Origin of the sequence: Rhodococcus sp. IEGM 1366 (assembly GCF_033142425.1) — a bacterium.
Lineage (GTDB): Bacteria > Actinomycetota > Actinomycetes > Mycobacteriales > Mycobacteriaceae > Rhodococcus_F > Rhodococcus_F globerula.
This window is the reverse complement of sequence record NZ_JAWLRZ010000005.1, coordinates 477,748-502,470: the sequence shown is the minus strand read 5'-3', so window position 1 is coordinate 502,470 and position 24,723 is coordinate 477,748. Positions and strand designations below refer to the sequence as shown.

Below are 24,723 nucleotides of genomic sequence, written 5' to 3'. Positions count from 1 at the left end.
TCTCGATTGAAAACAGGAGGTCGCTTTGTCCCGATGTTCGGTGCGACGAATTGCGGTATCCGTGGCCGTTGCGGTGACGGCGTCCGCTGCTGTATTGGCGGGAACGTCTGTCGCGGAGGCGCAGCCCACTCTGTTCGACCTACTGGGAGGCGCCTCCACAGGTAGTGCGGGTAGTGCAGGCGATACAACCGACGACGCGACAACACACAGTGGCGATGCGACGTACTTTCATGCCGGTCTCGGTAGTTGCGGCGGTATGTCAGCAGATACCGACTACGTGGTTGCGATATCCGCAAGGATCTGGACCAGAGCGTTGTGCGGAAAACAAATTCTGGCCTCGAGCGGGCCGAGATCCGTAACTGTCACCATCGTAGATACCTGTCCAGGCTGCGCTGCCGGTGATCTTGATCTTTCACCAGCCGCGTTCAAGAGGTTGGGTAATCTTTCGGACGGAAGAATTCCTGTTACATGGCGGTTCATCGGCTGATCTCGTCCGTGAATCGGGCACCGACTGAGGAGGCTCACCTTTCTGGCTCCGGGACCTAGCTGCCGTTCGGGGGCGTGCTACCGGGCCCACCTGTACCTGGTGCGCCGCCACTGCCGGGTGCGCCCGCGCCACCGCCCATACCCGTAGCTTCCTGCTGGACAACACTTCCGGCGTAGTCGTTACTCGGGTCTCGGTAGATGGTGTGGACGTGGCCCCAACCTGAGGTATTCACGCCTTCGACGTCCGCGCCGGCAGATCCCTGCTGCGCGGCAAACTCGACGTAGACATCCGGTCCGGAGATCTGGAAGTAGATGCCATCGCCCTGCGTCATGTCGTACTCGGTTGCACCGGACCAGTTCACGTACGTCTCGTCGAGGCTCGCCTCGATCGTCGCGAGCGCGTCCGCAGTGGTCTCCTCGTCTGCAAGGCCAACCCAGTTCGCTATCACGCCGAGCAGCAACTGCTTCTGCTCGTCCGACAGGTCTGAACCGGAAAGCCCTGTGCCAGTGGGGTAGTCACAAGTACTGCCCGGCGCGCACACCATATTCGCTACGGTCTCGCCCTGATACAACTGAACCCTCTGCTCATCGGACAAGCTGTCGTAGAAGGCGAACGCGCTCGTGTAGATACCATCGAACGGCTGAACCTCGTTGCCGTCGGCATCGGTGTAGACGGCGGGCTGTATGCCCAGGTGAGTCGGTGCGAACGTGATGGAGTCGGCGGAGCCGTCGAGCGTCGCGTTGATGCCGAGGTGATGTCCGCCGAACTGAACTGCCCACGCATCCGTGTTCGACGGATCGCCGAAGAACGCGATGTAGTACTGACCGAGAGAATCTTCCGTCGACGTACTGTTCTCGTGCAGATATTCGTCGCCGCCCATGATGCCGGTGACGGTGTCGTAACCCGCCTCGCTCAGCAGTGCTTCGAGTACCTTCATGGCGGCCGCTTGTTGCTCCTCGGTCAGCTCGGAGATATTGAGTCCCGCTCGATCGACGAACGTCACCGGAAAGTTCGACCACGACGTCGTTTTGGTTTCGTCGTCGTAGGCGTAGAGAACCGCCTCGCGCTGCTCGGCTGACAATGTCTGCAGAAATGCTTCGGTCGCTGCTGCGGTGTCGGTGATCGTTTCGGCTGTGGTCGTCGAGTCAGTCGAGTTCGCAGACGCGACAGTGGACGACACCGTCGACGTGGACGCCGACGTTGTCGAGTTGGTACCGGCTGTCTCGGCGGTGCACCCGCCCAGAAGTAGCCCGCCAGCCAGCAGGACGGACACGAAGGCAATGCGGCGGCGACCAGGACTAGCTGAGAAAGTACTCGGAGTGCGTCGGATCATCATGGAGTCAAAAGTATTTGCGATACCTGCATGTTCACTGTGACTGCTCTGGACGTTCGCCGTGAGAAATCTGGGTGCATGCTGTCGGGGAAGTACGTGGAGTCGAAATCAGGACATACACCGCATCATCGCTCATCATTGAGGATGTGACCGGCGATCATCGCGCGAGATCGACAGCCAACCGCACGCTCGAGGTAATTCCTCCCGGTGCGGGAGCCGCCGCGATGTCTTCGGGAATCGTGTCGGTGGCCTTGCATCTGGTGGGATTCGAGGTCTTTTCGCTGGTATGGCTGGGGATAGGCGCAGCAATCTGGCTTGTTCTGGCTGTGGTGTTCGTATCGCGGTTGGTCGACAATCGCGCCCGGTGGATCGACGAGGCCGACACTCCGCCGGCTCTCACGGGAGTGGCCGCGACAACCGTGTTGGGTACTCGGGTTGTACTGCTCGACTGGGATCTGGTCGGTTATGCCGCGCTCGCTATCGCACTGGTGGCGTGGATCGTGCTCATACCGGCGGTAATTCGACACTGGACCTCGCCAACCGTCGGCGTGCACTTTCTGCTGTGCGTCGCAACGCAGGGTTTGGCCGTACTCGGTGCGACGCTCGCTGCCACGACTACGGCGCACTGGATTGCGCTACCGTCGGCGGCTGCGTTTGTGCTCGGCCTGGGGTTTTACGTGTTGGTGCTCGTGCGGTTCTCGTTCAATCAGCTCCGAGTCGGGGCCGGTGATCACTGGGTGTTCGGCGGCGCCCTGGCCATCTCGACGCTCGCGGCCGGAAAACTCACAGCGGCAGCGCCCGTGGTGGCTTGGCCGGAAACGCTACACCTGTCGTTTCAACGATTGAGCATCGTGCTCATCATTCTCGTTCTCGGCTGCTACGGCATGTTGTTTGTCTGCGAATTGATTTGGCCTCGACTGGAATACGACGTCAGACGTTGGTCGACGGCATTCCCGATGGGGATGACGTCGGCGGCGTCGTTAACTGTCGCGGCGACGGCGTCGACCCCGTGGTTGAAGACGGTGGGCGAGATTCTGGTGTGGCCGGCGGTAGCCCTGTGCGTAGTTCTGCTGATCGCATCTGTGTGGCGATTGTGGACTGTGAGTTCACCAACCCCGACGGTGGGGGCGTGAGCCGACGGGTTCGCCCTTCCGGGCGTCGTCGCGACTGCGGTAGACGATGTACGGCCGAAACAGGTACGCGACCGGCGCGCTGAATACGTGTACCAGGCGCGTGAACGGCCACAGTGCAAACAACACCAACGCGATCGTGACGTGAATGTGGAAGTCGAGTGACGCCTGTGCCATGAGATCACCACGAGGCTGGAAGATCCAGATGGATCGGAACCACGGGGAGACCGTCGTCCGGTAGTTGGATTCTTCGCCGAACGCTCCGGACCCCAGCACTGTCGTGGCGAGACCAGCGACGATTGCGGCGATCAGCACGACGTACATCAGCTTGTCGTTCCAGGTCGTGGCCATGAACACCGGTCCCCGGGTCCGCCTGCGATACACCAGGATCCCCGCGCCGACCAAGGTTGCCAGGCCCGCGATCGAACCGAGAACGAGGGCCTGCAGGTGATAGATGTGGTCGCTTATCCCGATTGCGTCGGTCCAGGATTGCGGGATCACCAGGCCGATGACATGTCCGATGATGACCACCAGAATGCCGAAATGGAACAGGGGGCTGCCAATTCTCAACAATCGATGCTCGTACAGTTGCGACGACCTCGTCGTCCAGCCGAACTTGTCGTAGCGGTAACGCCACCACGTGCCGCTCACGAAGATCGCCAACACGACGTACGGCACTATGTCCCAGTAGATTTCACCGGCAGACATCTCACGTCACTCCTTCGCGGCGGGGTGGGACGGTCAGGGTGAAGAGTGGGAGTCCGACAGATTCGGCGGGCGGTCCCGAGGCGGCGAGCTGCTGGGCGCGACGCATGTCGTTGTCGGAAGCTGGGGGCAGTGTGTTGCACACTGCCCTGAGAACGGGAGCGTACGGCGAGTCCACGTCGGTCAGTGACGATCGGATCATGTCTAGCGGAACGCGATGCGCCGAAAGCAGCTTCGCGCCGGCATCCGGGTCGACGAGAGAAGCGAACTCGAGGACGACAGTCAGGTGGTCTGCCGACTCGCTTTTCGGCGGATCAACTCCGGCCGCGCGATAGGCGTCGGCGAAGGCCAGGATTTCACGCCCGCGATTGCGGGTGTCACCCGCCGTCCAGTACGTGAGGTACAGCGTGCTGCGCCGCTTCAGATCGAATGTCTCGACGTACTGCGCCGCCGCTGCGAATTCCTCGCTGTCGCAAAGAAAGCGGTGAGTGAGGGTGAGTTGCTCTCGGGGAGCTGACGGGAGATGCCCGAGAATGTCCCCGACAACCGCGAGTCTTTCGCCTTGTCCACTGTCGGGGTATGCCAACAACAAACCGGCAGCGTGCCACACCAAGCGGTCCTGCCCGGCGCTGCGCCGACGTCGGCCGAAGCTGATCATTGGTTCTCGCCTCGATCAGGAAAGAGTCCGCTCGGCGAACCTTTGCCATCCCAGTTCAGAAGGTTGACCCGGGACGGGTTGGTCGAGTTGGCGGACATTTCGCCAGTGGTTTGACGCTCGCGTAGCGCGTGAAAAGTCTCGACTGCCACCGGGACCGGACCGCCACTGGCTTCGCCGAACGGGCCGGACTCGTGCATGCCCGGTCCGCCGTCGAAATCGAGAGAACACTCGGTGGCGCTCTCTTCGAGCTTGTGTCCGTCAACGGCGTAGGCGGTGGGAATGATGTACCGCTCGTCGTACTTCGCCAAGGCAAGGAGGCGATACATCTCGTACATGCTTTCCTCGGTCATTCCCACGGCCTCGGGTATATGCGGCTGCGGTTCGCGTCCTAGGTTGATGTCGCGCATGTACGACCGCATGGCAGCCAGCCGTCGCAGAACTCCGTCGATCACATCGGTGTCACCTGCGGAGAAAAGGCCGGCGAGATATTCGATCGGAATTCGCAACGAGTCGAGAGCCCCGAAGAGGTTTCCGACGTCTTCCCCATCGTGACCGTCGCGGCTCACGGCGTCGACGACTGGGGAGAGGGGCGGGACGTACCAGACCATCGGCATGGTGCGGAACTCCGGATGAAGCGGCAGCGCGACGCGATAGTCCTTGATCAGTGCGTAGATGGGAGATTTCTGCGCTGCCTCGATCCATTCGTCCGAGATGCCCTCTGCGCGAGCACCTTCGATGACCTCGGGATCATTCGGATCAAGCAGCACGTCGAGTTGCGCCTCGTACAGGTCTTTGTCATCCGGAACTGTCGCGGCCGCGAGAACCTTGTCCACGTCGTAGAAGATGAGGCCGATGTATCGCAGACGGCCGACGCAGGTCTCCGCGCACACCGTCGGCAAGCCCACTTCGACGCGGGGATAACAGAACGTGCATTTCTCGGCTTTACCGGTCTTGTGGTTGAAATACACCTTCTTGTACGGGCATCCGGACACGCACATGCGCCAGCCGCGGCACTTGTCCTGGTCGACGAGCACGATCCCGTCCTCGGACCGCTTGTACATCGCACCCGACGGGCAGGACGCAACACACGACGGATTGAGGCAGTGCTCGCAGATACGCGGCAGGTAGAACATGAACGTGTCTTCGAGTTGGAGCTTGACCTCCGTGCTGATCTTTTTCAGAATCGGGTCGTCAGGAACGATCTCGGGTGAGCCGGCCAGGTCGTCGTCCCAGTTGGCGGACCACTCCACCTTCATGGGTTCACCGCTGATGAGGCTTCGCGGCGCGGCTACCGGCATATGCTCCCCGAGGGGAGCCTGGGTGAGATTCTCGTAGTCGTAGGTCCAGGGTTCGTAGTAGTCCTGAATGGACGGCATCTTCGGATTCGCGAAGATGCGCGAGAGCTTCTTCAATCGGCCACCGTCACGCAGGCGAAGTCGGCCGTTCTTGTTGCGAACCCACCCGCCATTCCACTTCTCCTGGTCCTCGTACGTGCGCGGATAACCCTGGCCCGGACGGGTTTCCACATTGTTGAACCACACGTACTCGGTACCTGATCGGTTGGTCCACGCCTGCTTACACGTCACGGAACAGGTGTGACAGCCGATGCACTTGTCGAGATTCATCACCATCGCCAGTTGCGCCATGACTCGCATCAGTACGTCACCTCCTGCGAGCGACGACGCACCACGGTTACTTCGTCGCGTTGGTTTCCGGTGGGCCCGAGATAGTTGAAGGCAAATGACGTTTGGGCATAGCCGCCGGCAAGGTGGGAAGGTTTGATCAACAGTCTGGTCAACGAATTATGGATGCCGCCACGCTTTCCCGTTGTCTCCGTGAGCGGCACGTCGATGGTGCGTTCCTGGGCGTGATAAACGAAGACCACGCCGTCCGGCATTCGATGCGACACGATCGCCCTGCACACGACGACACCGTTACGGTTGACGGCTTCGACCCAATCGTTGTCCGATACCTCGATTTTGGCGGCGTCGCCGGGGCTCATCCACATCGTCGGCCCGCCCCTCGAGAGGGAGAGCATGAACAGGTTGTCCTGGTACTCGGAGTGGATCGACCATTTCGAATGAGGCGTCAGATAGCGGACGCTGAGACCGATTCCGCCGTTGCGATCTCCGAGAGCAGGTTCGCCGAACAGGCTTGCCATGTCGAGTGGTGGGCGGTAGATCGGTAGTTGTTCGCCCAGTTCCTCGATCCAGTCGTGATCGAGGTAGAAGTGCATTCGACCGGTGAGCGTGTGGAAGGGTTTGAGCTCCTCGATGTTGACGGTGAACGGCGCGTAGCGTCGGCCACCGGTTTCGCTGCCTGACCATTCCGGGCTGGTGATCACCGGGACAGGTCGAGCCTGTGTGTCCGCGAAGGTGATTCGGCGTTCCTCACTGCCCGACGCCAAATGTGTCAGTGGTCTTCCGGTTCGTTTCTCCAGTTCGGCGAACCCTTGTACTGCGAGCCTGCCGTTCGAAGTTCCGGACAGCGCGAGGATTGCCTCAGCCATCTTTTCGGCAGTATCGAGCGCCGGTCTACCTGCGGCAGCACCCGAATCGAAGACCCCGTGTTTGGCGGCGAGTTCTTCCACCTCACGCTTCGGATGTGTCGTGACGCCCTTGGTGGTGAGGCCGGCCTTCTCGACCAGCGGGCCCAGTGCAGCCCACTGCTCCGCGACGGCGGGATAGTCGCGTTCGACGACGACGAGGGGACCCATCGTCTTGCCCGGGACGGGTGTCTTTCCTTGCGAGTGCCAATCTTGTTCTCTACCCGAGGCGTAGGCCATCGCGCCGGGTGTGTCGTGTTGCAGTGTGCCCATCACGACGTCCCGGCGTTTTCCGAGATGCTTTTCCGCCAGCACGCTGAATGCCTTGGCAACCGCGCCGAAAGCGTCGAAATCCGAGCGGGTTTCCCACGGCGGGTCGATAGCGGGGGAGAATGCATGAAGGAACGGATGCATGTCCGTGCTCGACAGGTCGTGTTTCTCGTACCACGTTGCCGCCGGCAGCACCACGTCGGAAAGCAAAGTTGTGGACGTCATCCGAAAGTCGATCGACATCAACAGATCGAGTTTCCCCTCGGGGATGTCGTCGGTCCACGTTATGTCATTGGGGCGCAGGTTCTCCGGCGTCGGCTCGGCCTGCAGGTTCGAGTCCGTGCCGAGTAGGTGGCGAAGGAAGTATTCGTTTCCCTTGCTCGACGACCCGAGTAGATTTGCACGCCATACGCTCAGCACTCGCGGCCAGTTCTGGGGATTATCGGGATCGGTGACAGCGAGTTTGAGTGCACCCGAAGATAATTGGCTGGCAACGTGCTCAGCGACGTCACATTCGTGTGCATCTGCCTCTTCAGCCAGATCGAGGCTCGATCGATCGAACTGGGGATAGAAAGGTGTCCATCCCATCGACACGGCCGATGTCATCACGTCCATCGTGTGTCGGCCACTGAAATTACCTCGGCCGACGGGGCTGGAGAGTGCATCAGCTTGGTAACCGTCGTAGCGCCACTGGTCGGTGTGGACATACCAGTAGGAAGTTCCGGCCATCTGTCGCGGCGGCCGGAGCCAATCCGTCCCCATTGCCACTGTCGCCCAACCTGTGACGGGTCTGCATTTTTCCTGGCCGACGTAGTGCGCCCACCCGCCGCCGTTGCGTCCCATCGACCCAGTGAGCAGCAGGAGGCTGAGAACTGCTCGATAGGTGGCATCGCCGTGGAACCACTGACAAATACCCGCACCCATGATGATCATCGATCGGCCACCCGATTCGACTGCGTTGGTGGCAAATTCACGCGCTATGCGAATCACTTGCGCGGCGCTGACGCCGGTAATCGATTCCTGCCACGCGGGGGTGTATGGCTCAGACGGGTCGTCGAAGCCGGACGGCCAATGCCCCGGCATTCCGTCGCGCTGCACCCCGTACTGGGCGAGCATCAGATCGAAGACAGTGCACACCAGTCGATCACCCACACGGCGCACCGGTACACCCCGGACCATGGTTTCGCCGTGACCATCCGGTGTGTCGAAGCGCGGAAGATGTATTTCTGCAGTTTCACCCCAATCGGTGTCGACGCTCAGAGCAGGAACGATGTCGCCGAGGTCGAGATTCCACTTTCCGACACCTTCGTCGCCGAAGCGGAAACCGAGAGAGCCGTTCGGTACAACCATCTCATCGGTGGCGCGGTTGAGCACAACCGGCTTGAATGCAGCATTTTCGCTCGCCTCACCCAGATCGGCGGCGGTCAGGTTCTTGCCGGCGACAAGTCGGCCGTCGCGCTCCTCGATGGTGACGAGGAACGGAAGGTCGGTGAATTGACGCACGTAGTCGTCGAAGAACGGCTCACGCTGCTTCACGAAGAACTCCGACAGGACGACATGGCCCATCGCCATCGCCATAGCTCCGTCGGTGCCGGCGGCACACGGCATCCACTCGTCGGCGAACTTGGTGTTGTCCGCGTAATCGGGGCTGATAGCGACAACTTTGGTTCCGCGGTACCGAACCTCCGCCATCCAATGAGCGTCGGGGGTTCGAGTGACCGGGACGTTGGACCCCCACATCATCAGATACGACGCGTCCCACCAGTCCCCGGACTCGGGCACGTCTGTCTGGTCACCGAACACTTGAGGTGACGCCACCGGGAGGTCCGCGTACCAATCGTAGAAGGACGTCATGACACCGCCGATGAGTTCGATGAACCTCGACCCCGCCGCGAACGACACCATCGACATCGCCGGAATGGGGGAGAACCCCGCAACGCGGTCTGGCCCGTACTTCTTGATGGTGTGCACGTGTGCCGCGGCGATCATCTCGGTGGCCTCGGCCCACGTGACCCGTACCAGGCCACCTTTTCCCCTGGCCTGCTGGTACTTTCGCCGACGTTCCGGATCGGCTTGAATGTCGGCCCACGCATCTACCGGATCACCGAGTCTGGCCAGTGCCTCGCGGTACATTTCGACGAGAACACCCCGTGCGTACGGGTAGCGGACTCTCGTGGGTGAGTACGTGTACCAGGAGAACGCGGCACCGCGTGGGCAGCCGCGCGGTTCGTACTCAGGACGGTCCGGTCCCACCGTTGGATAGTCGGTCTCCTGGGTTTCCCAGGTGATGATGCCGTCCTTGACATAGATCTTCCACGAACACGACCCGGTGCAATTGACCCCGTGCGTAGAGCGCACCACTTTGTCGTGGCTCCAACGATCGCGGTAGAAGATATCGCCTTCTCGGCCGCCTGTGCGGTTCACGGTGCGAAGGTCGTCCGAGAATTTCCCAGGAGTGAAGAAGCGCCCGCCGCGGAGCAGGATGTCCTCGGCGCTGCTACCGATGTGTTCAACCACTGTGCACTTCCTTCACGTCTTCTCCAACGCCACAGCGATGGAGAATCTGACGAACGAGCATGCACGTCCATAGAACCGCAAATTCGGACTCGTCGCGACGGTTCGGGCGAAATGGGCAGTCACATTTCAGTGGCGTTCTTCGAGTCCAACAGCCTCCCTGAGTCGTTTGGCAGCAGTTCGGAGCTCGGGATCATCGAATGCGGATGAATCCAGCATTGCTGCCAGAGCCTCGGCGATGACGTTGAGCTTTTCTTGCGACGCTTCGCTCGCGCGGCGGCCGGCATTCTCGAGTAGCACTACCAACAGCAGTGTGAAAACACTCGCGACTGTATGAATGGCAACCTGCCAGGTCTTGAGATCCGTCCACCACGGCAAGCTGATAAACCAGGCCACCACGATGGCGACACACAGGAAGAAGAACGGTGCCTGACTGACTCGCAACTCTGCATGTTCGACGAACACGTCAAACCGCGAGCGGCGGTTACCGCCACTGCGGGTTTGAGCAGCGTCGCTGCTTCGCTCCATGACCAGAACTTTAGTCGGCGACGATTGATTGCGCGTGTGTTTACGCGTGCATGACTGCAGTGAAGGTCATGCGGTCACCGCGGTAGAGGGATCGTCTCTGTTCGATGGGCACTCCGTCGATGTCGTAGGACACTCGGTTGAGGAGGAACATCGGGGTCCGCGGGTCGACGTTGAGCAGTGATACTTCTCGGGCGTCGGGCAGTACGGTCTCAATGCTGTCGACGACGCGATCGAATTGTATTCCGCGTGTGCGTAGTTCGGCGTAGAGAGAATCTCTGTAGTCGAAGGTCTCCATGAGGCCGGGGATTCTGTGGGCGGCGATGCGGGTTGTTTCCAGTCCGACTCGGACGTTGTCGGTCGTGAACACTCGCTCGAGTTGTACGACCGCGTCACCCGTTTCAATGTGCAGGAGATCCGCGAGATTGTCGTCAGCGCCGTCGACGGACCATCCGACCAGAATTCGGGTAGCGGTCATGCCCTTGTTGCGCGCGGCTTCGGTGTAGGAGCCGATAGCAAGTGGCAGAACGACTTTAGGGTCTGCGACAACGGTTGTTCGACCGCGCCGCTCGATGCGGCCGGCAACGAGCAATTCACGCATCGCTTGACGCAGGGTTTCCCGAGACACGTCGTATCTCTCGGCGAGATCTCGTTCGGAGGGAAATGAGTCTCCTGGTGACAGGTCGTCGAGAAGCGCGTCGAGATTCTTGCGCACGATCTGGTGCTTTAGCATCCGAGGTTCTGCGTCGACCGCCATGCGTCAGACACTACCATTTCTTGGTCTAGACCAAGATGTCACTGTTAGTTCATTATCAGTTCACGCAACGGATTCGCCTTGGTCTATACCAACATGCATCGTATGGGTCATGACGAATTCGACCGCGACACAAGCGCTTAGCGAAACTGCCCTAGTTGGACCTGCCATTGAACTGGTTGTGATGGACATGGCCGGCACCACCGTCGCCGACGACGGTCTCGTCATCGACGCCTTTGATGCCGCGGCCACTGCGGTGGGTCTCGCCGAGTCCGGCGCAGACCGCGACGACGCTCGCCGCTACGTCCTCGAAACGATGGGTCAGTCCAAAATCGAAGTCTTTCGAGCACTCTTCGGCGCAGAAGACCGCGCCCAAGCCGCCAATCACGCTTTCGAAGCGGCGTACGACGCGCGCATCGACGGCGGCGTGACCTCGGTACCGGGTGCCGCAGACGCCATCACACAACTCCGGGAGGCCGGCGTTGCAGTGGTGTTGACGACCGGCTTTTCGCCGGCCACGCAGCATCGAATTCTGGACGCTTTGGAGTGGCGCACTGTCGCTGATGCTTATCTGGCGCCGGGGGATTCGTTCCGAGGGCGTCCGCATCCGGATCTCGTGCTTGCTGCTGCACTGCAGTGCAGAGTCAGTGACATGGCGGCTGTCGCCGTGGTCGGTGACACCGCGAGCGATATCCGATCGGGTCGACGCGCAGGTGCGTCCGTCGTCGCCGGCGTCCGCACCGGCGCCCACCGGAGTGAGGTTCTGATCGATGCCGGCGCGACCCACATCCTCGACAGCATCACCGATCTCCCGAGCCTCGTACTTCGCTGAATTCGCTAGCCCTGAGTTCGCTCAGCCCTGAACTCGACTGATGCCTTATCTTCCCTGCCTTCACTCGACCGAACGGACCACGACATGAGTACCCGCACTCTTCGCCGCGCCAGCATTGCTGCGGCCCTTCTTTCCACCGCCGCACTTGTCGCTGCCGGTTGTTCCAGCTCAGGTGCTGAAACCACAACTGAACAGGGATTCCCGAAAACCCTGACACTGGTCGCAATTCCGGCTGAAAACTCCACCGACCTCAAATCCAGTTACGACCCGGTGATCGAACGACTGGAACGCGAGACCGGGGCGAAAGTCGAATTCGTCCAGGCATCCGATTACGCGGGCGTGGTCGAAGGTCTCATCGCCGGCAACGTCGACCTCGCGTTCTTCGGTCCCTTCGCCTATGTTGTCGCCGGTATCAACGGTGCACAGATGACACCCCTCGGTGCTGTCGTGAAGAACGAAGGAACTCCTCCCGGATACCAGTCCTACGCAATCACCCGCTCGGACAACCAGTCCGTCAACGGTCTCACCGACTATGCAGGCAAAAAGGTCTGCTTCGTCGATCCCAGTTCGACATCCGGATTTCTGTATCCCACTGCCGGACTCATCGAAGAAGGCGTGATCGCCTCCGGTTCGGAGGCAGACATCTCCGCCGCGGTCACACCCATCTACGCAGGCGGACATGACGCGTCGGCGCTCGCAGTCAAGAGCGGTGACTGCGACGCCGGTTTTGCATTCGACACGATGGTCGACAAGACCATGATCGACAACGGTGAGCTGAAGCCAGGTGAGCTCAAGACTGTCTGGAAGTCGGAGATGATCGCAGGATCATTGTTCGCTGCCAACGACGAACTCGGTGCCGACGCGATCGCGAAGCTGAAGGCTGTATTCAGTGAAGGCATGAACGCCAAGGCCTTCCAGGCTGACGGCATCTGCTCCGACGAATGCCGCATCACCGACGAGCGCGCCTGGGGCGTCGTACCGGCACAGGACAGCGATTACGACGGCGTCCGCCACGTATGCGAGGTCACCGGTTCGCAGAAGTGCCAAGGCTGATCATGCCCACACCCCCGAACGACATAGTCATCAGCGCACGCGACGTCACGAAGACCTTCGGTTCCACCACCGCACTCCAGAACGTCAACCTCGACGTGCACCGCAGTGAAATGCTCGTGCTGCTCGGTCTTTCGGGCTCCGGCAAGTCCACACTGCTGCGCTGCATCAACGGACTCCATCCGATCACCTCTGGCAGCGTTACCGCGCTGGGCACCCGCATCGACTCAGCTCCGGCGCGTGACGTGCGGGAACTGCGCAAGAACATCGGATTCATCTTCCAGCATTTCAATCTCGTCGGACGCCTCAGCTGTCTCGAGAATGTTCTCGTCGGAGGTCTCGGACGACTGCGCATCCCGCGCTACGGGACGCTGACGTATCCGAAGTCGATGCGCATCGAGGCTCTCAACTGCCTCGACCGGGTTGGACTCGCAGATCTGGCCGAGCGCCGCGCCGATACCCTCTCCGGCGGACAGCAACAGCGCGTGGCCATCGCGCGCACCCTGATGCAGCGGCCGAGCATCGTGCTCGCCGACGAACCGGTGGCCTCGCTCGACCCGGAGAACGCCGGTGTTGTCATGGATCTGCTGCAGCGGGTGTGCACCGAGGAACGGCTGACCGTCGTGTGCACGCTCCATCAGGTCGACCTCGCGCTGGGCTGGGCACACCGGCTCGTCGGCCTTCGCGACGGAGAAGTAGTTCTCGATCGTCCGGCGAGCGGGCTGTTACGCGAGGATGTCATGCCGATCTATCAACGCCTCGCACCCGAGCGTGACGCGCTGTCGGTTGTGGGATCGACGTGACCACCACGCTCGGTCAACCACCACCGAAAACTGATTCCCCGCAGACAGTTACGCGAAATAGACGTTGGCTACTACCCGCGTTGAGTGTGGCCGCAGTGGTTGCGACGCTTCTGTCGGCGCAGTACATCAACTTTGCACCCGCGACGCTGATCGACGGCCTCGAAGATGTTCAGCGTCTACTGGCGCGCATGCTCCCGCCCCGCGTGGACGACACCGGGCGTATCGTCTCGCTCGCCTTCGACACGCTGCTGATGGCCGTGCTTGGTACTGTCCTGGCCGCGATCGCTTCCATTCCCTTGGCTTTCCTCGCTGCGCGCAATACGACTCCGCATCCGTGGGTGTACAGCGTCGCGCGGGCCGTCATCACGTTCTGTCGGGCCATGCCCGACCTACTGTTCGCAGTGCTGTTCGTCCGAGCACTGGGCATCGGTGTCCTCCCCGGGATTCTTGCGCTGGCGCTGCATTCGATCGGCATGCTCGGCAAGTTGTTTGCCGATGCCATCGAGCAAACCGACAGCGGACCGCGGGAAGCGATCCGAGCCACCGGCGCCGGATACCTGCGTGAAATGATCAATGCTGTTGTACCCCAGGTTGTTCCCGCTTGGATCGGCGCGTTCGTCTACCGCATCGACATCAACCTGCGCATGTCGGTGGTTCTCGGATTTGTCGGTGCCGGCGGAATCGGGTTTGCGCTACAAGATGCGTTGCGCGGACTGATCTACCCGCGCGCCCTGGGGATCGTGCTCGTCATTCTGGCCATCATCGCCGCGATGGAATTGGTGGCGATCGCTGTACGGCGCACGCTGCTCGTCCCGTCGATCGGTGGACCCCGCCGTGATCGAGCGATGCGTATCGGTGCTTCGACGTTGCTGATCGCGTCCTGCATCGCCTCGTTTGTCGTACTCGAGATCGACCCCCGAGCGCTGTTGACGTGGGTTGGGCCTTCCGTGGAGGTCTTCGGGCGCATGGTGCCGCCCGATTTCTCCTCGCTCGGTGCCGAACTGCTCGACGCCACCGTCCAGACTGTCGCAATCGGCGTCGTATCCACGGCTATCGGCGTCGGACTTTCGATCCCGGTCGGAATCCTCGCTGCTGCCAATGCGACGCCGCATCCTGTGCTTTATTGGCTCGCGAGGGCGTGGATCGTCGTGGTGCGTGCCGTACCCGAACTTATTCTCGCCGTCGTGTTCGTTGCGGCCGTCGGGCTTGGCCCGGTGGCGGGTACGTGCGCCCTGGCGATCGGCTCGGTGGGATTTCTGGGCAAACTTGTTGCCGACGCTGTCGAGGAGATCGACCCGGGGCCGCTCGACGCAGTGACCTCGGTGGGTGGCGGTTGGTGGAACCGAATCTTCAGTGCTGTTCTGCCACAATCTATTCCTTCGATTGTCGGATCCAGTCTGTATCTACTCGACGTCAACATCCGCACGTCGACCGTCTTGGGCATCGTTGGCGCCGGCGGCGTGGGATTCCTGCTGTTCGAGTCGATTCGCACTCTGAACTTCCAGATCGCCGGTGCGATCGTCATCGTCATTTTTGTCATCGTCTACATCGTGGAAAGGATTTCCGGATGGATCAGATCACTCCTCGTTTGACGCGGGCAGCCGTATGGACACGCGATGGCGTCGACATCCGGGAAATGGAGATTCCCGAACTGGGTCCGGGGGAGGTCCTCGTTCGTGTCAGCCTCGCCACGGTCTGTGGCAGCGACCTGCACACTGTGTCCGGACGCCGCGACGCGCCGTGTCCGTCGATCCTCGGGCACGAAGCCGTCGGGCGAGTGGTCGCCATCGGAGGTCGGGCAAACCCTGAGGTGGTGGGGGAGTGCGTGCGCCCACTCGCTGTCGGTGACCGAGTCGTGTGGTCGGTGACGGTCCCGTGCCATCGCTGCCCACGCTGCGCCAAGGGTTTCACCGCCAAATGCGTGAACGTGCGCAAAGTTGGGCACGAATCAGCGCTAGGGCCATGGACATTGAGTGGGTCGTACGCCGCACATATCGTTCTGCCGAGCGGGACCGCGATCTCGCTGGTTCCCGATTCATTGCCCGACGCGGTGGCCGCACCGGCAGCGTGTGCAACCGCGACCGTGATGGCAGCGCTCGAAGCGGCGGGGGATCTCACTGACAAACGAGTACTGATCTACGGGGCTGGGATGCTTGGTGTCACGGCTGCCGCTGCTGCAACGGAGGCCGGTGCCGTAGTGCAGATGGTCGAGCCGAATCCATTGCGGCAAAGTCAATCTCATCAGTTCGGTGCCTCCGACGATGATGACCGATTACTTGCCGACATCGCAATTGACTTCTCCGGTGCCCCGGCTGCAGTGAACGCCGCCCTGCAACGCCTCGACCTCGGAGGTCGTCTTGTACTCGCCGGATCAGTCAGCCCAGGCCCTGCCGTTGCAGTGGACCCGGAGGATGTTGTTCGTCGGTGGCTGACCATCACTGGTGTGCACAATTACGAACCGCGGCATCTCGGTCAGGCAGTTGCGTTCCTCGCCGCAACGAGTGAGAAATATCCGTGGGCAACTCTCGTTGACGAACCTGTGCCGCTCGACGCAATGGAGGACGTTCTTCAGCCCCCATTGTCGCCGGTCGTACTCAGATCGTCGGTCGCGCCCTAGTGGTGCTTGATGGTGCAGACAAGCGGGTGCTGCGCGATTTCGATGACGGTCATGGCACCGGTACATTGGGCCGATAGATGGCTGGACTACAGGATGGAATGCCGACGTGAGTGAGATCGAGTCGTATTCCAGCGTCGGATCGGATCCGGGGACCGTTCTGATCGTGCTGAAGCGGGCGAAGCTCGCGCTGTTGTGGGGCGCCTCGTATCATCCGATTGTCACGATCAACGGCAGGGCCGAAGCACTGCCGTGGGGTGCACACAGAGTGGCATTTTCGGATGCGGAGCCACTGTCGATCGACGTGTATGTCAATGAACGCAGGCTGAGATCGCTGAAATCAACGATCGGACGCTGCGCTGCGATCATTCCTCCCGGAACGGCTCGGGCAGTGGAGTATTCGGCTCCGGCACAAGGATTCTGTCGGGGTGAGTTGGGGCCGCTCGGCACGACGCGTTCGCGCGGGTTGGTCGCTCAGTTCCTGATCGTCGGCGTACTTGCATTGATCTGCGGATTCATGGCCATCGGGCTTCTCGGAGTGGGTCTGGCAGCCATGACAGGGCAGCTCGGTGAACTACGTCCGCCGCAATAATCCGTCAGAGGCGTGGCCCTTTACCGTCGGGTCATCCGGATAGGTTGCGCTACTGATCTTTCCGTGATCGTTGGGATGTCGCATGGTGCGCGCTCTGGTCGAACGGCGTGACGCGGGAGAATTCGAGTACTGGGCGATCGCACCATTCATCCTTCAGGAAGCTCCGGACCCGCGCGGCGGCACGGGAGACGATGACGGCTGGGTTCGTTCCGAGAATCGCTGCCGCCATCGGCGACGATTCGGGGGGCCCAGGTGCGGTCCCGACTCGTTGTCACGCTCATGCTCGGCCTCGCCAGCGGATTGCGCACCTTCGAGATAGTGACCCCCGACGTGATCGACGGCGGAGTGTCATTCTCATTTTCAAGAGGGGTGCTCTTGTGTCGTGCTACGTTGAGTGACCCGACACGCATAGGAGCCCGATGACGACCTCGCAGGCAGCGCCTACCTACCGCGTGATCCAATGGGCCACAGGAAAGGTCGGCCGCCAGTCGATTCGCCATTTCGTCGAGAACTCGGCGTTCGAGCTGGTCGGTGTATTGGTCACCAACCCCAACAAAGTCGGCAAGGATGCCGGTGAGCTCGCAGGTCTGCCCGACACCGGTGTGATCGCAACGGACGACGTCAATGCCATCGTCGCTCTGGACGCAGACTGTGTGCATTTTGCGCCACAGGGGACGCTCCCGGACCTCGAGATGGTCTGTCGGTTGCTGCGGTCCGGCAAGAACGTGGTCACCCCGCTGGGCCCATTCTTCCGGACTGAGCGCACCCGTGAGTACCTCGACGCGATCGAGGCAGCCGGCCAAGAAGGTGGCACCTCATTTCACGGGTCCGGTCTGCATCCGGGCTACATGAGTGATCTGTTGCCGCTGACCTTGATTCGTCTGATGAGCCGGATCGACCGCATTCATGTGTACGAGACCGTCAACCTTCTCGCGTACCCATCCAACTACATCCCAGCCATGGGGTTCGGGCGCGCACCCGACGATGTTCTTGCCAACCCGAGTCGTTCGGCAGACACCCATCACATCTACGCACAGTCGATGGAAATGATCGCCCACACCCTCGGCGCGACGATCACCGACATCACAACAACACTGGAATTGGCCACCGCCACAGCGGACATCGCCTACCCCGGGGGTCTCGTCGAGGCTGGAACAGTAGCCGGGCAGCATTACGAATGGACCGCGTGGGCCGACGGTGCGCCACTGATCACCTTCCACGGTTTCTGGATCATGGGTGATGCCATCGAGCCTCGGTGGGATTGCGGGGACGACACCGGGTACCGCGTGGTCATCGAGGGCGATCCGGGACTGGAACTGAACATTTCCCGAGGTGGCATCAACAACGACCAAGATGACAACGGCGCTCTGCCGTGGACCGGATACATCGGCGCCAACGCCATCCCCGATGTCTGCGATGCGCCACCGGGAGTGATCACGCATCTCGAACTCGGCGTGGTTCGTCCGCGCGGCTTGGTGCGGCCAGGTTCCCTTCTGCGTTAGAGCTTTGCGGAAATCGACCGCGAGCAAGTGCACAAGGAAAGGCACAGCCATTACTGCATCCGAAGACATCCTCGAGTTGATGAGCCTGAAGGCGCGCTACTTTCGCACCCTGGACACAAAGCAATGGGACGATTTTCGTTCGCTATTTGCCGACAACCTGCAGTTTTTCGTCGACGAGCAATCGCATGAGAGCGTCCGGCAATTGTTGCAGACATCACCTGCCGACAGTCCGTCGTCGGTCATCAGCCCCGCGGGAAGCTACCGAACACCGACAATCGTCGGCGCTGACGAGTTCGTCGAGTACATATCACGCAGCCTGGCGTCGGCAATCACTGTGCACCAGGGGCACACTCCCGAAATTGTTGTGAGTTGCGACGGAACGGCGACGGGCATCTGGGCCATGTACGACTGGGTCGAAGATGTTCACCGCGGGCTGTCGCTCAAAGGCTGGGGACATTATCACGAAGAGTATGAGCTCGATATCGACGGCCGATGGCAGATCAAGCGTATGGAGTTGACGCGATTGCGGGTCGACATGACGTCGCCGGATCGTGGTCTCTCCACGCCCGTGGCGCCCTGGACGCGCTCGACTGCGGCCCGATAAGTTTCCCTTGCTCTGACTACACCAGAGAGGTCGATGATGATTCGACGCACCCGCTTCCTGACCGCGGCACTCGCCGCTGCCTGTTCGACGGCACTCGTGCTGACCGCTTGTAGCAGCTCCGGTGCCGACAGCCAGGGCGAGTTATCCACCGTTGGAGAGCCTGTGCCGGGCGGCGACGCACGTGTTATCCAGGTCAATGAGCCGCGGACTCTCGACCCGGCAGGGCTGACGAACAACTGGGCGAATCACGCATTCATGGGGAATGCGTTGTACGGGACCCTGATGACCAACGATGTCGAGTCTTTCGACATCGAGTACAAGCTGGCCGAGGACTTCACCACCACCGATGGTGGAAGCACGTTCACTCTGAAACTCCGTCCGGGCTTACAGTTTTCGGACGGAACACCACTCGATGCCGCGGCCGTGAAGTTCAACTGGGATCGGTTGGCAGATCCTGCGTTGGGATCGAGTTCGCTCGCCATGGCGGCCCAGGTCAATGCGACGGAGGTCGCCGATTCCACGACCTTGACTGTGCGGATGGATGCGCCTAACCCGCACTTTGCGCAGACGTTGATGACAAACGCGATGAACTGGATTGCGTCCCCGACAGCACTTCAGAGGGGGCAGACTGCGTTCGATGCGGCCCCGATCGGTGCCGGTCCATTCATTCTGACAGCGTGGTCGCGTCAGGACAGAATGGAATTTGCGAAGAACCCCACCTACTGGGATTCTCCAAAACCATACTTGGACAACATTGTTCTCCGCACAGCGAACGACAGCAGCCAGCGAACCAACACGGTAATGACCGGTGGTGCCGACTTGACCTCGGAAATCAGTTGGCGAAACCTGGCGATGGCAAGAGCTGCCGGATTCCCCGTCACGACGGCGCCGACGGGCGGCGGTCAATACATGGCAATGAATTTCCGGCGAGCCCCGTTCAACGACGAGCGTGCGCGCCGAGCGGTCGCACTGGCAACGGATCTCGATGCCTTGGATCTCGCCGTCAACGACGGCAAAGGGCAGGTTCCGGAGACGCTGTTCCCGGAGACATCACCGTTCCACGCGGATATCCCGCTGAAGAAGACAGACAAGGAACAAGCACAGAAACTGTTCGACGAGCTGGCCGCGGAGGGTAAGCCGGTGTCCTTCACCTACACATCTTTTTCGACAGTGGAGAACAAGGCTGGGGCGGAAGGATTGCAGGCCCAACTCAGCGCCTTCGACAATGTCGATGTCAAGGTTGATGTCGTCGACTTTGCTGCAGGCCTGGCTATTTACGGCTCGCACGACTACGACATGATTGCCACAGGGGCGATGATTCAGGATCCGGACGCAGAGCTGTGGTCCAACTTTCACGGCAGTTCGCAGCGCAATCTCACAGGTATCAACGACCCGGAACTCAACGACGCACTCTACGCCGGTCGCATAGCCGAATCGGTGGACGAGCGTAAGGAGGCGTACGAGATCGTGCAGAAACGGATCGTCGCTCTGACACCCGGACTCTGGTACGTGCGAGCGGCAACGTCGGTGGTCACAGGAAAGAACGTGCACGGCATCGAACTGTATGGAATTGGATCACAGTTGCCTGAAGAGTTGTGGATCACGAAGTAACTGAATAGTCCTGATCAAAAGGAGGCTGTCGTGGGTTCGAATGTGTTGGTAGTAATCGGTGTTGGTGGGATGGGGCAAGCAATCGCTCGCCGGCAGGGAGCCGGAAAGACCGTGCTGCTCGCTGACTTCAACGAGGCTGTATTGAAATCTGTTGCAGCGCAATTGACCGGCGAGGGTCACAACGTGGTTATTCAGCAAGTCGACGTCTCGTCCGGTCCATCGGTGGCTGCACTCGCAGGCGCCGCAGCCGATCTCGGAGCGGTCACCGATGTTGTCCACACTGCGGGTGTGTCGCCGGTTCATGCATCGACATCAGCCGTCTTGAACGTCGACCTACTGGGTGTTGCGTTGGTGCTGGAGGAATTCGGGCGTGTCATCGCCTCGGGTGGAGCGGGCGTAGTCATATCGAGTATGGCCGGATACTTCGCCGCGCCACTTGATGCGGAGCAGGAGCGGGCACTGGCGACGACATCATCGGGTGATCTGCTCGACCTTCCGTTTGTCGATGCCGATGCTGATCCCGGGCGCAGTTACAGCCTGGCCAAGCGCGGCAACCACTTCCGCGTGCAGGCAGCAAGTGCGTCCTGGGGTGCGCGGGGTGCACGCATCAATTCGATCAGCCCCGGTGTCATCTCGACCCCGATGGGGCAGGCGGAACTCGCCGGTGACAGTGGAGCAGGGATGCGTGCCATGGTTGCCGGGTCTGCCACACGACGCGTCGGTACGCCCGACGACATCGCTGACGCAGTCGCATTTCTGCTCGGCCCCACCGCGAGTTTCATTAGCGGCACGGACTTGCTCGTCGACGGCGGCGCCATCGCGGGGGTGCGATACAACCGCTGATTGCTTCGCGCTATCCGTTACCAGGCCCGCGAACCGCCAGGCGCTCTCGACGGGCGTTGAATCGTCGAACCCGCGATGAGTTCACCGGCCGCACCCAACGAAAGTGCGTCCACGAAGATTCTGCTGCGGCGGATCCGTGGGGGAGGAGCACGAGCGCTGCCTCTCGAGTGAGTAACTCACCCCGATGCCCTCGTATCTATTGCAATTGCTGTCTCCGGTATCGCCGAGATCGGTGAGGGCGCCGGCGTGGTTGTCATGTGCGTGTACACCGACGAGCAAGTTCGGGAGATCTGTCTCGACGGCACACTTCTGACCGGGATGCCGCGGGGATCCGTCTTGGTCGTACACACCACGGGTAGTCCACACACGGTCGAGGCCATCGCCGCCAGGGTCGAGTTCCTTGGCATCGATGTGCTCGATGCTGCGGTCTGTGGCGGACCGCACGATATTGCGGACGGTCGATTAACCCTGTTTGTGGGAGGGGCCGATGACGCAGTAGCGCGAGTCAGTCCAGTTTTGCGGAGCTATGGCGATCCGGTGCTCCATGTTGGCTCGGTGGGCGCAGGGCAGCGTGTGAAGCTGGTCAACAATGCATTGTTCGCGGCGCAGATCGGGTTGCTCGCCGAAGCGGCCGACCTCGGACGGCAGCTCGGTATCAACGAAGCGACACTGCTGAAAGCGTTACCCTATGGATCCGCTGCCTGTCATGTCATGGGGAATATCGCTGCGAGAGGCTCGGTCTCGGCGTTCACCAGCGCTGTCAGCCATTTTCTCGACAAGGACGTGGCCGTCGTGAAAAGTACAGTCGCCGATGTCGGAGGTGACCTAGGAGTCCTGCAGGTCGTCATCGATGCTCAGCAAACAGCCGATTCTTCTTGAGTGCTATGTCTGGTCAATCCGGCCTCGAACTGCGTATCTGAATTTTGCTATTGCAATTCTAGTATTACGTCAATATGGTTGCATTCATAACTCGTGACAGGCTTACGTATGCGGAGCGTCACTCGCCCGCGCGCTGCGCAATCATTTTCCGCCTTCGCTTCTACCTGTCAATAACGTTTGTGTAGTTCACAATTCGAGTTCTCAATTGGCCAACGAGGGGAATGTAGATGCTGAATGCCGGTGCCATCACAACCGAAGCGGAAACGCGCGTTGGGATTTCGGACCCCGAGGCCGATTTGCTGAGCCCCAATCTCGATCACCTGGTGGCGGCAATCAACGCGACCGCCGACCTGACGTTCGGGTCCGAGGCCTCTGTCGGTAGCTCGCTGGTGGCCAGGACGGCCGACCGGCTGGAGGGTCTCAAATGGCTGGGCAAGCATCCCGAGATCGCCGATGAAGTCATCGCGGATCCGGTGTTCCTGTGCGGCCTGCCCCGTTCGGGTACAACGTTCTTCCAGTATCTGTTCGACCGGGACGAGAGGTTCCGCCTCATCCGTACATGGGAGGTCAGCGAGCCCTCACCGCCCCCCGGTGCTGATCCGGGGTCCGTACGTCGCCGCAAGGCGGCCGAAGCCGAACGACGCAAGACACACCGAATTGCGGGGTTCGATGCAATGCACCTCTCGGATGCCGACGGGCCCGAGGAATGTCACGCCTTCCTCGAACAGAGCTACTCGTCGGCCGGTTTTCACAATCTCATGAACGTGCCGGAGTACTTCGATTACCTGATGTCAACGGATCTCACCCCGGCATACCGCGTGCACAAGAGGCAATTGCAGCTCCTGCAATGGCGCACCCCGCTGCCCCGCTGGGCCCTTAAACATCCGAACCATGTCATCGCGACGGATGCAATCCTCGAGGTCTATCCGGACGCGCGCTTCGTGATCACCCATCGGGATCCGGTACAAATTCTGGCGTCCATCTCGAAGATGACCCTCAAACTCCGTGAGTCCCGTTCGAACTCTCCGGTCGACCCACATCTTGTCGGCCGACAAATGCTCGACTTCATCCAGCGTCACGTCGACCGGATCATGACGTTCAGCGATTCTCCTGATGGCACGCGGGCGACGCATGTCGACTACTACCGTTTGGTCGACGACCCAATCACAGTGATGGCGGAGGTGCATAGCGCACTCGATCTCGATTCTCCACCGGCGGTACGCGAGGCAGTGGCCGACTGGTACTCGAGAAATCCGAAGGGCTCACGTGGCTCCAATCCCTATGCCCTGGAGGATTTCGGTCTAGACGGTGACATGGTGGCGGAGCAGTTCGGCGACTATATGTGTCGATTCGGTATTCCACGTGAGCAGGTCGGACTGGGAACGGATCGCTCGAATGTCTGACGGCCAGGCAGGGTGGATGGTACTCGATGCTGCCGTAGCGACGGCTCGATCCGAGTTGTCTGCCGCCGCACCCGATTCGGTCACCGGTGTCGAGAGTGAAGGCTGCCTGGCCCGCGTTGTGACCAGTAGTCTCACTGACAACTTTCTCCGCCACCAACTGACCGCCGGGGGTCTGACGCGGTCGGTGCCCACTATGGGCGGGCCCAATCCGGATTATCTACTGTGCAGTGCCCCTATTGATCCGGCGCGGCGCTACCGATTGGAAGGCCGCTTGCACGACTCGGAGCGGGTGGCGGTTGGCCTCTATTCGATCGGCGTGGGCGGGGCGCTCCTGGCGGCGGGACAGGCGAGCTTCGAGCGCGCGCAACTGGGTCCGGACGGGTGCTTCGCGCTCGATCTGGCGGCGGGCGCTCAGGGCAACGGACGCCTGCCGATCCAACCCGATTGCCGAGTCCTGCTGGTGCGCACTCTGCATCGGAGTCCTGAGGGTCGGCCGGTCAGCCTGACTCTCACGGGTGGCGCAGGGCACTCCGATCACGGACTCCAGGCGGGAGCTTCCGCCGGCGCTCTGGAACAGGCCGCACAACGAACGCTTCGCACCGTCCGCCAGTACATCGAATGGGCGCGACTGATCGGTACGACGCCCAATCACTTCGCCCCGCCCCACCCGAGCATTGCCGAGGCTGCTCGCGGCGATGCCGATACCGAGTATTTCTTCGGATACTACGAACTCGGCGAAGGTGAATGGCTGGAGGCTCTCGCGCCCTCCGGGCCGCCCGGCTATTGGTCGTTGCACGCGTACAGCCACTGGCTCGAAGCGCTGCCCGGCGCCGGAGTCCACGACCTCAGTGCCGCAACGGACCCCGATGGGCGTATCCGCATTCGCATCGGGCCCGCAGTGCCGCCCGACCTGCCCAACCGGGTAGACACACTCGGCCGTCGACGTGGGGTGTTGATCTTCCGTGCCATCGGTGCGCCCGGGCTTGGCGTTCCCTGCACCGTATTGCGCTCGTCTGTGTCCGCCAACTCAGGGCGCCGCTACGAGACATCCTGAAGAGTGTCTGATTGA

21 protein-coding genes and 1 pseudogene are annotated in these 24,723 nt (G+C 61.1%); 15 read left to right on the top strand and 7 right to left on the bottom strand.

Features of this window, described 5'->3' with window-relative positions; translation table 11 throughout:
• Nucleotides 1-256 precede the first annotated feature (256 nt).
• Nucleotides 257-487 carry an RlpA-like double-psi beta-barrel domain-containing protein gene (locus R4P64_RS34015; RefSeq protein ID WP_372472230.1) on the top strand — a complete coding sequence of 77 codons (231 nt, stop codon included), beginning with the start codon at nucleotides 257-259 and terminating at the stop codon, nucleotides 485-487.
• A gap of 55 nt (nucleotides 488-542) precedes the next feature.
• Here R4P64_RS34015 and R4P64_RS17860 read toward each other — a convergent pair whose 3' ends face one another.
• Entirely contained in the window at nucleotides 543-1,823 is a 1,281-nt protein-coding gene (locus R4P64_RS17860) for a DUF3500 domain-containing protein (RefSeq protein ID WP_317822017.1), read from the bottom strand.
• 143 nt (nucleotides 1,824-1,966) lie between these two features.
• Between R4P64_RS17860 and R4P64_RS17855 the strand changes: the two genes are divergently transcribed.
• Nucleotides 1,967-2,953 (top strand): tellurite resistance/C4-dicarboxylate transporter family protein, encoded by a 987-nt coding sequence (locus R4P64_RS17855; protein WP_317822015.1) that lies wholly within the window; start codon nucleotides 1,967-1,969, stop codon nucleotides 2,951-2,953.
• Here R4P64_RS17855 and narI read toward each other — a convergent pair.
• From narI to R4P64_RS17825, 6 genes are all read right to left on the bottom strand, one after another.
• Nucleotides 2,927-3,658, bottom strand: coding sequence for a respiratory nitrate reductase subunit gamma (gene narI / locus R4P64_RS17850; protein WP_317822013.1), 732 nt, complete (start codon nucleotides 3,656-3,658; stop codon nucleotides 2,927-2,929). The two genes, R4P64_RS17855 and narI, sit on opposite strands and share 27 nt — an antisense overlap.
• A 1-nt stretch (nucleotide 3,659) precedes the next feature.
• A complete protein-coding gene (narJ, locus tag R4P64_RS17845) occupies nucleotides 3,660-4,313 on the bottom strand; it encodes a nitrate reductase molybdenum cofactor assembly chaperone (protein ID WP_317540391.1) in 654 nt (217 codons plus the stop codon).
• Complete coding sequence (gene narH, locus R4P64_RS17840) at nucleotides 4,310-5,968, bottom strand: nitrate reductase subunit beta (protein ID WP_317822011.1); 1,659 nt, start codon at nucleotides 5,966-5,968, stop codon at nucleotides 4,310-4,312. Before narH ends, narJ begins: the two co-directional genes overlap by 4 nt.
• Nucleotides 5,968-9,645 (bottom strand): nitrate reductase subunit alpha, encoded by a 3,678-nt coding sequence (locus R4P64_RS17835; protein ID WP_317822009.1) that lies wholly within the window; start codon nucleotides 9,643-9,645, stop codon nucleotides 5,968-5,970. The genes narH and R4P64_RS17835 overlap by 1 nt, the downstream gene beginning before the upstream one ends.
• A gap of 126 nt (nucleotides 9,646-9,771) precedes the next feature.
• The gene (locus R4P64_RS17830; RefSeq protein WP_033236203.1) at nucleotides 9,772-10,170 is read right to left on the bottom strand and encodes a low affinity iron permease family protein; all 399 of its coding nucleotides are present in this window, start codon (nucleotides 10,168-10,170) and stop codon (nucleotides 9,772-9,774) included.
• A gap of 40 nt (nucleotides 10,171-10,210) precedes the next feature.
• Nucleotides 10,211-10,924 carry a GntR family transcriptional regulator gene (locus tag R4P64_RS17825; protein WP_179300718.1) on the bottom strand — a complete coding sequence of 238 codons (714 nt, stop codon included), beginning with the start codon at nucleotides 10,922-10,924 and terminating at the stop codon, nucleotides 10,211-10,213.
• Nucleotides 10,925-11,033: 109 nt separating this feature from the next.
• On the opposite strand from R4P64_RS17825, the gene R4P64_RS17820 reads away from it, so the two are divergent.
• The 13 genes and pseudogenes from R4P64_RS17820 (at nucleotide 11,034) to R4P64_RS17760 (ending at nucleotide 24,708) form a co-directional block, all read left to right on the top strand.
• The gene (locus R4P64_RS17820) at nucleotides 11,034-11,753 is read left to right on the top strand and encodes a phosphonatase-like hydrolase (RefSeq protein ID WP_317822007.1); all 720 of its coding nucleotides are present in this window, start codon (nucleotides 11,034-11,036) and stop codon (nucleotides 11,751-11,753) included.
• 84 nt (nucleotides 11,754-11,837) lie between these two features.
• Nucleotides 11,838-12,806 (top strand): phosphate/phosphite/phosphonate ABC transporter substrate-binding protein, encoded by a 969-nt coding sequence (locus R4P64_RS17815; protein ID WP_317822005.1) that lies wholly within the window; start codon nucleotides 11,838-11,840, stop codon nucleotides 12,804-12,806.
• A 2-nt stretch (nucleotides 12,807-12,808) separates the two neighbouring features.
• Nucleotides 12,809-13,606 (top strand): phosphonate ABC transporter ATP-binding protein, encoded by a 798-nt coding sequence (gene phnC, locus R4P64_RS17810; protein WP_317822003.1) that lies wholly within the window; start codon nucleotides 12,809-12,811, stop codon nucleotides 13,604-13,606.
• Nucleotides 13,603-15,198, top strand: a complete 1,596-nt coding sequence (phnE, locus tag R4P64_RS17805) for a phosphonate ABC transporter, permease protein PhnE (RefSeq protein WP_411742684.1) — start codon at nucleotides 13,603-13,605, stop codon at nucleotides 15,196-15,198. Before phnC ends, phnE begins: the two co-directional genes overlap by 4 nt.
• Nucleotides 15,174-16,223 carry a zinc-binding dehydrogenase gene (locus R4P64_RS17800; RefSeq protein ID WP_317822001.1) on the top strand — a complete coding sequence of 350 codons (1,050 nt, stop codon included), beginning with the start codon at nucleotides 15,174-15,176 and terminating at the stop codon, nucleotides 16,221-16,223. The genes phnE and R4P64_RS17800 overlap by 25 nt, the downstream gene beginning before the upstream one ends.
• A 106-nt stretch (nucleotides 16,224-16,329) precedes the next feature.
• Nucleotides 16,330-16,812, top strand: a complete 483-nt coding sequence (locus tag R4P64_RS17795; RefSeq protein ID WP_092808122.1) for a hypothetical protein — start codon at nucleotides 16,330-16,332, stop codon at nucleotides 16,810-16,812.
• A gap of 419 nt (nucleotides 16,813-17,231) precedes the next feature.
• Nucleotides 17,232-18,314, top strand: coding sequence for a hypothetical protein (locus R4P64_RS17790; RefSeq protein WP_317821999.1), 1,083 nt, complete (start codon nucleotides 17,232-17,234; stop codon nucleotides 18,312-18,314).
• Between the two features lie 4 nt (nucleotides 18,315-18,318).
• A complete protein-coding gene (locus R4P64_RS17785; RefSeq protein WP_317821997.1) occupies nucleotides 18,319-18,918 on the top strand; it encodes a nuclear transport factor 2 family protein in 600 nt (199 codons plus the stop codon).
• A gap of 36 nt (nucleotides 18,919-18,954) precedes the next feature.
• The gene (locus R4P64_RS17780) at nucleotides 18,955-20,529 is read left to right on the top strand and encodes an ABC transporter substrate-binding protein (RefSeq protein ID WP_092808118.1); all 1,575 of its coding nucleotides are present in this window, start codon (nucleotides 18,955-18,957) and stop codon (nucleotides 20,527-20,529) included.
• Nucleotides 20,530-20,559: 30 nt separating this feature from the next.
• Nucleotides 20,560-21,372, top strand: a complete 813-nt coding sequence (locus tag R4P64_RS17775; RefSeq protein ID WP_317821995.1) for an SDR family oxidoreductase — start codon at nucleotides 20,560-20,562, stop codon at nucleotides 21,370-21,372.
• Nucleotides 21,373-21,573: 201 nt separating this feature from the next.
• A pseudogene (locus R4P64_RS17770) lies at nucleotides 21,574-22,251 on the top strand (NAD(P)-dependent oxidoreductase); the annotation flags it as partial.
• A gap of 227 nt (nucleotides 22,252-22,478) precedes the next feature.
• On the top strand, nucleotides 22,479-23,654 hold the full coding sequence (locus tag R4P64_RS17765) for a sulfotransferase (RefSeq protein WP_317821994.1): 1,176 nt from the start codon (nucleotides 22,479-22,481) through the stop codon (nucleotides 23,652-23,654).
• Nucleotides 23,647-24,708 (top strand): hypothetical protein, encoded by a 1,062-nt coding sequence (locus tag R4P64_RS17760; RefSeq protein ID WP_317821993.1) that lies wholly within the window; start codon nucleotides 23,647-23,649, stop codon nucleotides 24,706-24,708. Before R4P64_RS17765 ends, R4P64_RS17760 begins: the two co-directional genes overlap by 8 nt.
• Nucleotides 24,709-24,723: the final 15 nt, after the last annotated feature.